This window comes from Streptomyces hazeniae (assembly GCF_031845485.1).
GTDB classification, from domain to species: domain Bacteria; phylum Actinomycetota; class Actinomycetes; order Streptomycetales; family Streptomycetaceae; genus Streptomyces; species Streptomyces hazeniae.
The window spans coordinates 1-11,441 of record NZ_JAVREQ010000048.1 but is presented as its reverse complement, the minus strand read 5'-3'; the positions used below and the strand labels follow the sequence as shown (position 1 = coordinate 11,441).

The following is an 11,441-nucleotide window of genomic DNA, read 5'->3' as shown; positions in this document are numbered from 1 at the left end:
TCCCCGCCCCGCACCCGGGCCCGCCCCCACACGCCGCGGCCCCGATGCCCCACGGCACGCCCCCGCCGCACGCCGGCGCGGCACCCCCCACCTACGGCCAGCCCCAGCAGCCCGGCGCCCCCACCGTCGGCCCCGGCTACATGGCCGTCCTGCGCTACCGCGCACCCGACGGCTCCGAACAGCAGCTCATCCGGCGCTCCGCACCCGGCACCCCCCACCCCGAGTGGCAGATCCTGCACGAACTCCGCGCGATGAACGTGCCGCCGCAGCAGGTCCTGGAACTGCACACCGAGCTCGAATCCTGCGACCTGCCCGGCGGCTACTGCGCCCGCATGATCCGCGAGACCTGGCCCCAGGTACGCGTCAGCCACACCGCCGCCTACGGCACCGACCACGCCTCCCGCCAGCAGGGCATGCGGCACCTCGTCGAGCACCAGGGCGAACTGCACCAGGTCGCCGACGCGCCGCCGCGCCCCGCACCCCACCGCGTACCGCTGCCCCCGCCGCACCAGATCCAGCTCGCGCCGCCCATCCCGCCGGACGCCATCGGCCACGAGCTGGCCCAGGCGTTCGGCCCGCAGGGCGTCTTCCGCTTCGACCAGCGGGCCGTCTCCCGGCACGGCGTCCCCGACATCGTCGGCCAGGTGCTGGTCTGGGCCGGCGTACCCGTCGACGTGGGCCCCTTCTTCTGGGGCCAGGCCCAGCCGGGCCGCCCCGTGCCCACCCTCGCCGAACTCGCCCAGGAACGCGGCGCCCGGCCCGCGCCCGACGCCGGCTCGTACCTCGTCATGGGCAACGACTTCGGCCGCCAGCTCTGCGTCCAGTACGGCACCGCGCACATCGTCGCCGTCCCGCTGGACGCGGAGGCCGACGGCAGCTCCGCCACCCCGCAGTTCGTCAACACCGGTCTGCCCGAGTTCATCCGCTGCCTCGCCCTGCTCGGCCGCATGTGGCGCCTGCGCTACGGCCTCACGCCGGAACAAGCCGGCCGCTGGACCGTCGACTTCCAGATGCAGCTCGCCATGCTCGACCCCGCCGCCCTCTCCACGCCGGAGAACTGGTGGTCGGTGCTGCTCGAACAGATGTGGGACGGCCTGTTCTGAGGCGTGCCCCACCGGCACCGCCGGGTCACCCGACAGGGTGGCCCGGCAGAACGACGCGCTGACGCACCGCCACCACCGCCGAAGCCCCGCCCCACGGCGAAAACACCGGTCACACGGGCCACCACCGCCTTCCACACCGCCCCGACACCCGCCTGAATCCGCTCACTTGCGACAGGATGTGCCGATTACGGCCCGACGCCAGGCATGACGCATGCTGGAACGCGGGTACGGGCGAACCGGGCACACCCGACCGCGTCGCCACCCCCTCGCGGCACCCGCCGCGCGAGGACACGCAGCAGCTCGAGACAAGGGGCATCCATGAGTGCGTCGTCGCCGCACGGCTTCGTCGTCGTACGTCGCGGCTACCGGCCCGACCAGGTCGACGGCCGCGTAGCCGACCTCACCCAGGAACGCGACGAGGCCGGCGAACGCGCCGCCCGGCTCACCCTGCTCGCCAAGGAACTCACCGAAGAGGCCGAACGCCTCCACCACCTCGTCGCCACCCTCCCCCCGCAGACCTACGAAAGCCTCGGCGCCCGGGCCCAGGAACTCCTCGCCGAAGTGGAAACGGAAGCCGCCGAAGTCCACAGCACAGCGGAAACGGAAGCCCGGCACCGCACCGAACAGGCCGAACACGACGCCACCGCCACCCGCGACGCCGCACACGAGCGGGCCTCCCGCACCCGCGACGCCGCCGAAGCCGCCGCCCGCCGCACCCGCGACGCCGCCCAGACCGCGGCCGACGAACTCCGCACCGCCGCCCGCGAAGCCGCCGCCGAGATCCGCGGCGAAGCCGCCGACGCCCACGAGGAGATGACCCGGCGCTGCCAGTCCCTCCTCGCCGACCAGCGCAAGGAACACACCGCCGGCAGCGACGCCCTCGACCGCGAACTCGGCGAACACCAGGCCGCCACCGCGGCACGCCTCGCCGGCCTCGACGACCACGGCCGCAACCTCCTCGCCGAAGCAGAACGCTCCCACGCCGAGGCCGAAGAGGCCGCCCGCCACCGCCAGGAGGACGCCGAGGCCCAGGCCGCCGACCTGCTCGCCCAGGCCCGCGCACAACAGGACCGCATCGAACGCGACACCGACCGCATCCTGCGCGACCACGACGAACAGGCCGAGGAACTCCGCTCCCACATGGCCCACGTCCGCAGCAGCCTCGCCACCCTCACCGGCCGCGGCAACACCGTCGACGACACACACGACACCGACGGCGACGACGGCAACGCCCCCACGGACCGGTCCGAACCCCCTGCCGACGGCGCCGAAACGGAACCCGGCCGCAACGACAACGCCACCGAAACGGAACCCCACCTGCCGGAGCAGACGAAACGCTCCGACGGCTGACCCGGCCACGCCGCGAGGCGGCGCCGCTCAGGCCGCGCCGCCCTCCGGAATCACCGCCGACACCCGGAAACCCCCCGCATCCGTCGGCCCGGACACGAACACCCCGCCCAGCGCCGACACCCGCTCCCGCATGCCCACCAGACCGTTCCCCCCACTCGGCAGACCCGCGTCCGCCACCCCCGCCGACGGCGGTTCGTTCTCCACCTGCAACGCGACCTCCCCCTCGCGATGCGCCAGCCGCACCCGCGTCCGCGCGCCCGCCGCATGCTTGTGCACGTTCGTCAGCGCCTCCTGCACCACCCGGTACGCCGTCCGCTCCACCCGCGCCGCGTAGCCCGCGGCCGGGGACTCCCCCGACACCGACAGCTCCACCGCCATCCCCGCCTGCCGCGACTGCCCCACCAGCACCTCCAGCTCACCCAAGGACGGCCCCGCCGCCCCGTCCTCCTCCGGAGGCCCGTACGCCGCGCCCGGCCCCACACCCGACGGCACCCGCGCGCCCTCCCCGGACGACGACACCGACGGCACCTCCGGCCCAGCCCCGGACGCCCCCTCGGACGCCGCCCCGGACGCCGCAGCCGCGAGATCCGCCAGCCGCGAAGGCCGCTCCCCCGCCGCACGCTCCCGCTCCCCCGCCGGCGCCGCACGCCCCCCACCGTCCGCTGTGCGCAGCACACCCAGCATCGTCCGCAGCTCCGTCAGCGCCTGCCGCCCCATGTCCCCCACCAGAGCCGCGTTCTTCGACGCCTTCTCCGGATCCTTCAACGCCACCGCCTGCAACGCCGCCGCATGCACCACCATCAGACTCACCCGATGCGCCACCACGTCGTGCATCTCCCGCGCGATCCGCGTGCGCTCCTCGTTCCTCGCCCACTCCGCACGCTCCTCGGCCCGGTCCGCCAGAAGCGACAGCTCCCACTCCAGACCGTCCGCCCGCTCCCGCAGGCTCTCCACCAGCCGACGCCGCGCCCCCGCGTACATCCCCAGCAGCAACGGCGGCACCGTCACCCCGACCGACGCCGCCAGCGAGACCGTCGGCACGAACCACCCCGGCGGATCGAACCCCGACTCCTGACTCACACTCTGATGCACCCGGACGAACGTGATGATCACGCCGCCGACCACCATCATCCCGGCCAGCCACACCGTGATCCGCCGCGGCACATCCGACGCCGCCAGCGTGTACAGGCCCACCGTGCTCAGCAGAAAACCCATCTCGGCAGGCGTCACCGCGATCGCCACCAGCACCACGACGATCGGCCACCGGCGCCGCAGCACCAGCACCGAACCCGCCACCACCCCCAGCAGCACCCCGAACACCACCGGCACACCGGCCGTGCCCGAGAACTTCACCCCCTCCGCCGCACACTCCGCGGCCGACAGCACCCCCAGCACCACGTCCAGCACCATGGCCCGGCGGCGCTCCCACCACCACGGACCGCCACCGCCCTCCGGCGCACCCGACCGCCCGCCCTGGTCCTGGGCTCGAGCAACTTCCCCCGACTCGGTCATACCGCCACCCTAAGACCGTCCCGGCCCGCTCTCCCGACCGCGTGCACCACTCGAACTGGTGAATGCGACGCCCTTTCGCCCCATGCGACCACATGTGCGAGGAGAGTGAGCACATGACCGATACACACGGGGCATCTCAGGACGGACCGCTCATCCCGCACCAGCGGCGCCGACGCGACGGCGACGGCACGGGCGGCATTCTGCGCGGCACCGCCACTTACGAGGAGCTGCGCGCCAGGGCGGTCGCCCTCCGGCGCCGGGGCCTCAGCCGCCGCCAGATCCGCGACGCGCTCAAGGTCCACAACAACGACCTGCTCAACCGTCTCGTCGCCGACGAGCCACCCCCGGCCTGGACCCGCCGCCCCAACGCCAAGGACGACCTCCGCCTCCGCGCCCGGGAGCTGCGCACGGAAGGGAAGACCTACGACGAGATCCGCGACAGGCTCGGGGTCTCCAAGTCGTCGATCTCGGCATGGGTCCGGGATCTCCCCAAGCCGCCGCCACGATGGAGGGACATCCCGCGCATGCAGCGCATGGAGACCGGCCTGGTACGCCACTACACCGACCGCGACGCCGAGCGACGCCACCTGGAAGACGAAGCGCGCCGCCAGGTGGGCAAGATGAGCGATCACGAGCTGCTGCTAGTCGGGGCCGCGCTGTACTGGGCCGAAGGGCAGAAGGACAAGCCCTACGCCCGCCGCGAGTGCGTCACGTTCACCAACAGCGACCCCGACATGATCAGGGTCTTCGTACGCTTCCTCGAAATGCTGCAGGTGGGTCGCGACCGCTGGCGCTGCTCGGTGCACATCCACGCCTCCGAGGACGTGGGCGCAGCGACGTCGTTCTGGGCAGAGATCGTCGGCCTGCCGGCTTCGGACTTCATGAAGCCCTGGCTCAAGAAGAACATCTCCACCCGCCTCAACCGCGGACCAGACCACCGCGGATGCCTCACGATCCGCGTCACGCGAAGTGCCCGCCTGTACCGTCGCATCGAAGGCTGGTGGTGCGGCATAGTATGTTCAGGTCGATCGCCGGAAACGGCGAATCGGACATAAGGTAGATCCCGGGTCGACTAAGGGCAAGTCCGCAGATTTTGGCTCTGTTGATGGGGGTTCGAATCCTCCCCCGGGAGCCTTGAGGTTCGGGTCCTGGCGTCGGCGCCAGGACCCGCCCTCCGGCCGCCTCGCCGCTCATGGCTCCACCGGTATCCTGCGGGGGTCATCTTCACCCGAAGCCGAAGGGCACACCGTGAGCGCCAACCGCCCGGCAGCCGTCGTCGTTCTCGCAGCGGGTGAGGGCACCCGCATGAAGTCGGCGACCCCGAAGGTCCTGCACGAGATCTGCGGCCGTTCTCTCGTCGGCCATGTCGTCCACGCCTCCCGCAGCCTCGACCCCGAGCATCTGGTCGTCGTCGTGGGCCATGCGCGGGAGCAGGTCACCGCGCACCTGGCGGAGGTGGACGGCGGCGTCCGTACCGCCGTGCAGCAGGAGCAGAACGGGACCGGCCACGCCGTGCGGAAGGCGCTGGAGGAGCTGTCGGCCGCCGGTGTCGCGCTGGACGGGACCGTGCTCGTGACGTGCGGCGACACTCCGCTGCTGACGGCCGGGACGCTGCAGGCGCTCGCCGACGCGCACGCGGCGGAGGGGAACGCCGTGACCGTGTTGTCGGCGGAGGTGCCGGACGCGACCGGGTACGGCCGGATCATCCGGGACGAGGCGAACGGCGCGGTGTCCGCGATCGTGGAGCACAAGGACGCGTCGGACGCGCAGCGCGCGGTGCGGGAGATCAACTCGGGGGTGTTCGCGTTCGACGCGAAGCTGCTGATCGACGCGCTGGGCAAGCTCCGGACGGACAACAGTCAGGGCGAGGAGTACCTGACGGACGTGCTGGGGATCGCGCGGGAGGCCGGGCACCGGGTGGGTGCGTCGGTCGCGGGCGACCACCGGGAGATCGTGGGGATCAACAACCGGGTGCAGCTGGCACAGGCGCGGCGGATGCTGAACGACCGGTTGCTGGAGGGGGCGATGCTCGCGGGGGTGACGGTCGTCGATCCGGCGTCGACGTGGCTGGACGTGACGGTGTCGTTCGGTCCGGACGCGGTGGTGGAGCCGGGAACGCAGTTGCTGGGGACGACGCATGTGGCGGCGCGGGCGGAGGTGGGTCCGGGTTCGCGGCTGACGGACACCTCGGTGGGCGAGGGCGCGTCGGTGGTGCACACGGTGGCGCTGGGGGCGGAGATCGGCGCGGGTGCGTCGGTGGGTCCGTACACCTATCTGCGGCCGGGTACGCGGTTGGGCGGGGGTGTGAAGGCGGGCAGTTTCGTGGAGATGAAGAACGCGGAGCTGGGCGAGGGGACGAAGGTGCCGCACCTGTCGTACGTGGGGGACGCGTCGATCGGTGAGCACACCAACATCGGTGCGGCGAGCGTGTTCGTGAACTATGACGGTGTGCACAAGCACCGGACGTCGATCGGCTCGCATTGCCGGACGGGTGCGGACAACATGTTCGTGGCTCCGGTGACGGTCGGGGACGGCGCGTATACGGCCGCGGGTTCGGTGATCACGAAGGACGTGCCGGCGGGGTCGTTGGCTGTTGCACGGGGGCAGCAGCGGAATATCGCGGGCTGGGTGGCGCGGAAGCGGCCGGGGAGTGCGGCGGCGCAGGCGGCGCAGCGTGTGGAGGATGGATCTTCGGAGGGTTCGGAGGGGGTGTGAGCTGCGCCCCGGTGTGCGGTGTGGGGTACGCGGGGCAGGTCGGCGGGGTTTACGGTTAAGGGGCACTCACGCCCAGCGGAACGCAAGGAGACTGTGCTGTGACCGGGATCAAGACGACCGGCGAGAAGAAGTTGATGCTCTTCTCCGGCCGCGCTCACCCCGAGCTTGCGGAGGAGGTCGCTCAGCAGCTGGGTATCAGTGTGGTCCCGACGAAGGCTTTCGACTTCGCCAACGGTGAGATCTACGTCCGCTTCCAGGAGTCCGCTCGTGGGGCGGACTGTTTTCTGATGCAGAGCCACACTGCTCCGATCAACAAATGGATCATGGAGCAGTTGATCATGATCGATGCGTTGAAGCGGGCTTCGGCGCGGAGCATCACGGTGATCGTGCCGTTCTACGGTTATGCGCGTCAGGACAAGAAGCACCGTGGGCGGGAGCCGATTTCGGCGCGGATGATCGCGGATCTTCTGCGGTCGGCGGGTGCGGACCGGATTCTCACGGTGGATCTGCACACGGATCAGATCCAGGGTTTCTTCGACGGTCCGGTGGATCATCTGTTCGCGCTGCCGATTCTGGCGGATTACGTGGGCGAGAAGGTGGACCGGTCGAAGCTGACGGTGGTGTCGCCGGACGCGGGCCGGGTGCGGGTGGCGGATCGTTGGGCGGACCGGCTGGGTGCGCCGCTGGCGATCGTGCACAAGCGGCGTGATCCGGATGTGGCGAACCAGGTGACGGTGCACGAGGTGGTCGGCAGCGTCGAGGGCCGGGTGTGTGTGCTGGTGGACGACATGATCGACACCGGTGGCACGATCTGTGCGGCGGCGGACGCGTTGTTCGCGAACGGCGCGGAGGACGTGATGGTCACGGCGACGCACGGGGTGCTGTCGGGTCCGGCGGCGGACCGGCTGAAGAATTCGAAGGTGAGCGAGTTCGTGTTCACGAACACGTTGCCGACGCCGGGTGAGCTGGATCTGGACAAGATCACGGTGCTGTCGATGGCGCCGACGATCGCGCGGGCGGTGCGTGAGGTGTTCGAGGACGGTTCGGTGACTTCTCTCTTCGAGGAGCAGGCCTGACCTGCGGGCCCGGCTCCGGCCGGGGGTGATCGATTTTCGTGCGGCCTTCCGCGCCGGGTAGACTCCTGGGGTTGCTCGGCGAGGGAGGCCGTTCGCGTGTCGTCGCAAGGACGCGCGGGTGGGGTCTCCGTTATCGGCGCGCTCTTCGTAGCAGGCCTGTCGTGGGCCGGGTGACTCCCTGTCCAACGGAATGTCCATACGAGGAGCGCAGTCATGGCTGACGTCAACCTTTCCGCGAAGATCCGCAGCGAGTTCGGCAAGGGTGCCGCACGCCGTCTGCGCCGCGAGGAGAAGGTGCCCGCCGTCATCTACGGTCACGGCGCCGAGCCGGTGCACGTCGAGATGCCCAGCTACGACCTGATGATGGCCCTGAAGACCCCGAACGTCCTGATCAACCTGGACGTCGAGGGCAAGAAGGAGCTGGTGATCCCGAAGGCCGTGCAGCGTGAGGCCATTCGCGGCTTCCTGGTGCACATCGACCTGCTCACCGTGAAGAAGGGCGAGAAGGTCCACGTCGACGTCCCGATCCACATCGAGGGTGAGCTGGCTCCGGGGCAGCACGTGCTGGAGCACGGTCTGAACTCGCTGCCGGTCGAGGCCGAGGCGACGCACATCCCGGAGTCGGTGACGGTGTCGGTCGAGGGTCTGGCCGCGGGCGACTCGGTGCAGGCCAAGGACATCAAGCTGCCGGCCAACACCTCGCTGGCCGTGGAGGACGACGTCATCGTCATCCAGGTCCTGGCGCCGCAGGTCGAGGAGCCCGCCGACGAGGAGGCCGAGGGCGAGGAGCCCGCGGCCGAGGCGGAGAGCACGGAGGCCGCCGCGGAGTAGTCCGCGGCTTCGCCGGACGTCGGGCGACCGCCGTCCCGGGTGCCTCGGGCACGCGGGGCGGCGGTCGCCGTACTGGAGTTCTTACACGGCCGCGGAGGGCCTTCGATGACGACGAACACCGGTGGTGGCGGTCTCGTGCCGGAGGGGCCGTGGCTGATCGTGGGGTTGGGGAATCCGGGTCCGCAGTATGCGGGGAACCGGCACAACGTGGGGTTCCTGGTCGCGGATCTGCTGGCGGAGCGGATGGGCGGCCGGTTCAAGGCGCACCGGTCGCGTGCGGAGGTGTGCGAGGGGCGGGTCGGTACGCCGGGGGTGTCGAGCCGGCGGGTGGTGCTGGCGAAGCCGATGTCGTTCATGAACGTCTCGGGTGGGCCGGTGACGGCGCTGCGGGATTTCTTCAAGGTGCCCGTTGCGCGGATGGTCGTGGTGCACGACGAGTTGGACATCGGTTATGGCGCCCTGCGGTTGAAGCTGGGGGGCGGGGACAACGGCCACAACGGGCTGAAGTCGATCACGAAGTCGCTGGGTCCGGACTATCACCGGGTGCGCTTCGGGGTGGGGCGTCCGCCGGGCCGAATGGCGGTGGCGGATTTCGTGTTGCGTGATTTCTCGGGTGCGGAGCGCAAGGAGCTGGACTATTTCGTGGACCGGGCGGCCGACTCGGTCGAGTCGTTGATCGCGGATGGTCTGGAACGGGCGCAGAGTACCTACAATTCGTGAGCGCATTTCCTCGATAAGCGCACCTTTCGGGCAGTCGGTTGACCCGGGGGGCGGAATGGCTGAGTATCGCGCCATGCCCCACAGCACCGTGAGACGCAGCCGCGTCCGTCGCGCCGGTGAGAGCGCGTACGGGCTGCTGCTGGTGCTCAAGAACACCTTCATGGCGCTGTTGGCGCTGCTGCTGATGGTGGCGGGCGCGTGGGCCTCGTGGGACGCGGCGCAGCCGGCGATGCGGGCGGGTGTGGCCGAGCGGGGGACGCTGGTCGTCGAGCAGTGTGGCGAGGACCGCTGCCGGGGTGTGTTCGCGCCGGAGGGCGGGGGTGCTCGGCGCGACGGGGTGTGGGTGGCTGCGCAGGTTGCGGACGGCGGCGGTGAGCGGCTGGAGGTCGCGCTGCTTGCGGAGGGCGAGGAGGCGGTGCGTACGGATGCCGCCGGTGTGCTGTTCGCGTGGGTGCCGTTGGCGGGCGGGCTGCTGTTGGCGTCGCTGGTGCTGGCGGGCGGGCTCCGGATGCGGCGTACGGGGTGGGTGGCCGGGCTGCTGGGCGCGGCCGTGATGGTGGGGGCGTTCGTGCTGTTGTGACGTGACCTCGCGCGGCTGCCTGTGAGGTGGCGTCAGGGGGGCGTGTGGCGGCGGGTGTTGGCGGTGCGGCGGCGTTGACCGGCGGCGCCGGCGGGCTCGACACTGGATCGTTATGCCTCGCCAATGGTGCAGTGGTGATGTAAGGGGACCAGTGGGACAGTTCCCGCTTGACCGGATTCCGGGCGGCGCCGGAAGCTGTGCCGGTCACGTATCTCGCGCATCCCCCTCGCGAGCCCCCTCTTCTTCACCCGAAGTTGGTATGCCCATGCGCGCCCTTTCTTCGGCGTCCGTGGTGACGGTTGCCGCAGCGGCTTCGCTGCTGTGGGTCCCCGCCGCGTTCGCGTCCCCGCACGGTGGTTCCGGCACGGTGCGGATGCACGACGCCGCCTCGGGCCGGGAGTTGTCGGGCGCGGACCGCCAGGTCTGTTCGTTCTTCCTGGTCGCGGCGGGTTTCGACGGGCGGCAGCAGATCGGCTGGAAGGTCGTCGAGCGGGCTTCCGGCACGGTGGCCGAGACGGGTGAGCTGCTGCTGGACGGTGAGGGCTCCGGACGGAGCGGTGATCTGGCGCTGGACGAAGGCCGCTACCGGCTGGTGTGGGACCGGCGGGGGGCCGACGGCGAGGGCGGCGGCCGCCGGGCGTTCGAGGTGGACTGCGACGGTGTGCCCGTGGAGGAGACCGCGGGCGGGCCGCAGGCGTCCGCTTCGCCGTCTCCGTCCGCGTCGGCGGAGTCGGGCGCGGGTGGAGAGGACGCGGAGACCCCGGACGGCGACTCGGGCTCGACGCCCACCGCCACCGAACCCGCCGCGGAAACCACCACGGACGAGGGCGCGAGGCCCACGCCGAACGGTTCGGACGAGCGTTCCGGGGCGCCGGGAGCGCCGCGTTCCGGGGATCTGGCGGAGACGGGCTCGGAGGTTCCGGCCGGCGCGTTGGCGGCGGCCGGGGCGTCGCTGCTGGGCGCGGGCACGTATCTGGTGCTGCGCCGCCGGGAAGGGCGTGCGCAGCGGCGCTGAGCGTGGCAGGTCACGGCATGAGTCAGGGCGCCGCTCCCCCGTGGAGCGGCGCCCTGACCGGTGTGCCGGCGTGGTGTGCGCGGCGTGGTGTGCGGCCGTCAGCGCCTGGTGCGCTGGGCGGGGATGAAGGGCAGCGCGCTGGGCGTACCGGCGGTGCCGGGCGGGAGGGGGGTGCCGCCGCTGCGGTGCGGTGCGGTGTTGCCGCTCGCGCTGTCGCCGTCGTGCCGGCTGCCGCCGTCGGTTCGGCCGCTTTCGGCGGGGCCGCGTTCGGTTCGGCTGCGTTCGGTTCGGCTGCGTTCGGTTCGGCTGCGTTCGGCCGCGGTGACGAGGTCGTCGAGGAGCGGGCCGGTCGTGGTGGCCGGGCGGGTGCGGCCGCCGGCGAGGACGAGGGTCACCAGGGGTGAGGCGAGCGCGGCGACGCCGCACAGACCTATGCCGACTCCGGTGAGTGCCAGAGCTTTCACAGCTACCTCCATGACGCCCCGGCGGAGGGCGGTTCTCGAGGTGTGTCGGGGGGATGGGGGTTCGTGGGGTGGGAG

At 71.5% G+C, this 11,441-nt stretch carries 11 protein-coding genes and 1 tRNA gene; 10 read left to right on the top strand and 2 right to left on the bottom strand.

Going from position 1 to position 11,441, the window contains the following annotated elements; all coding sequences use genetic code 11:
• A partial coding sequence (locus RM572_RS28305) for an SUKH-4 family immunity protein (RefSeq protein ID WP_311676228.1) occupies positions 1-1,103 on the top strand: 1,103 nt, incomplete at its 5' end.
• Positions 1,104-1,421: 318 nt separating this feature from the next.
• Positions 1,422-2,453 (top strand): coiled-coil domain-containing protein, encoded by a 1,032-nt coding sequence (locus RM572_RS28300; protein WP_311676227.1) that lies wholly within the window; start codon positions 1,422-1,424, stop codon positions 2,451-2,453.
• Positions 2,454-2,480: 27 nt separating this feature from the next.
• On the opposite strand, the gene RM572_RS28295 is transcribed toward RM572_RS28300, so the two are convergent.
• On the bottom strand, positions 2,481-3,965 hold the full coding sequence (locus RM572_RS28295) for a sensor histidine kinase (protein ID WP_394813722.1): 1,485 nt from the start codon (positions 3,963-3,965) through the stop codon (positions 2,481-2,483).
• A gap of 113 nt (positions 3,966-4,078) precedes the next feature.
• Between RM572_RS28295 and RM572_RS28290 the strand changes: the two genes are divergently transcribed.
• From RM572_RS28290 to RM572_RS28255, 8 genes are all read left to right on the top strand, one after another.
• The gene (locus RM572_RS28290) at positions 4,079-5,020 is read left to right on the top strand and encodes a hypothetical protein (RefSeq protein ID WP_311676226.1); all 942 of its coding nucleotides are present in this window, start codon (positions 4,079-4,081) and stop codon (positions 5,018-5,020) included.
• A gap of 6 nt (positions 5,021-5,026) precedes the next feature.
• Positions 5,027-5,097 (top strand) — tRNA-Gln (locus tag RM572_RS28285).
• Between the two features lie 116 nt (positions 5,098-5,213).
• Positions 5,214-6,680: a bifunctional UDP-N-acetylglucosamine diphosphorylase/glucosamine-1-phosphate N-acetyltransferase GlmU gene (glmU, locus tag RM572_RS28280; RefSeq protein ID WP_311676225.1), complete on the top strand. Its 1,467-nt coding sequence runs from the start codon at positions 5,214-5,216 to the stop codon at positions 6,678-6,680.
• 98 nt (positions 6,681-6,778) lie between these two features.
• Positions 6,779-7,756, top strand: coding sequence for a ribose-phosphate diphosphokinase (locus RM572_RS28275; protein ID WP_027764052.1), 978 nt, complete (start codon positions 6,779-6,781; stop codon positions 7,754-7,756).
• A 213-nt stretch (positions 7,757-7,969) separates the two neighbouring features.
• Positions 7,970-8,587: a 50S ribosomal protein L25/general stress protein Ctc gene (locus RM572_RS28270; RefSeq protein ID WP_311676224.1), complete on the top strand. Its 618-nt coding sequence runs from the start codon at positions 7,970-7,972 to the stop codon at positions 8,585-8,587.
• A gap of 105 nt (positions 8,588-8,692) precedes the next feature.
• Positions 8,693-9,307, top strand: a complete 615-nt coding sequence (gene pth / locus RM572_RS28265) for an aminoacyl-tRNA hydrolase (protein WP_311676223.1) — start codon at positions 8,693-8,695, stop codon at positions 9,305-9,307.
• A gap of 73 nt (positions 9,308-9,380) precedes the next feature.
• Entirely contained in the window at positions 9,381-9,887 is a 507-nt protein-coding gene (locus RM572_RS28260; RefSeq protein ID WP_311676221.1) for a hypothetical protein, read from the top strand.
• A 265-nt stretch (positions 9,888-10,152) separates the two neighbouring features.
• Entirely contained in the window at positions 10,153-10,902 is a 750-nt protein-coding gene (locus RM572_RS28255) for an LPXTG cell wall anchor domain-containing protein (protein WP_311676220.1), read from the top strand.
• A 98-nt stretch (positions 10,903-11,000) separates the two neighbouring features.
• On the opposite strand, the gene RM572_RS28250 is transcribed toward RM572_RS28255, so the two are convergent.
• Positions 11,001-11,366, bottom strand: coding sequence for a hypothetical protein (locus tag RM572_RS28250; RefSeq protein ID WP_311676219.1), 366 nt, complete (start codon positions 11,364-11,366; stop codon positions 11,001-11,003).
• Positions 11,367-11,441 lie beyond the last annotated feature (75 nt).

What these genes read in the sequence shown, in the direction of transcription:
- RM572_RS28300 (WP_311676227.1), top strand. Translation starts at nt 1,422, where the DNA reads ATGAGTGCGTCGTCGCCGCACGGCTTCGTCGTCGTACGTCGCGGCTAC.
- RM572_RS28295 (WP_394813722.1), bottom strand. Translation starts at nt 3,965, where the DNA reads ATGACCGAGTCGGGGGAAGTTGCTCGAGCCCAGGACCAGGGCGGGCGG.
- RM572_RS28290 (WP_311676226.1), top strand. Translation starts at nt 4,079, where the DNA reads ATGACCGATACACACGGGGCATCTCAGGACGGACCGCTCATCCCGCAC.
- RM572_RS28270 (WP_311676224.1), top strand. Translation starts at nt 7,970, where the DNA reads ATGGCTGACGTCAACCTTTCCGCGAAGATCCGCAGCGAGTTCGGCAAG.
- pth (WP_311676223.1), top strand. Translation starts at nt 8,693, where the DNA reads ATGACGACGAACACCGGTGGTGGCGGTCTCGTGCCGGAGGGGCCGTGG.
- RM572_RS28260 (WP_311676221.1), top strand. Translation starts at nt 9,381, where the DNA reads ATGCCCCACAGCACCGTGAGACGCAGCCGCGTCCGTCGCGCCGGTGAG.
- RM572_RS28255 (WP_311676220.1), top strand. Translation starts at nt 10,153, where the DNA reads ATGCGCGCCCTTTCTTCGGCGTCCGTGGTGACGGTTGCCGCAGCGGCT.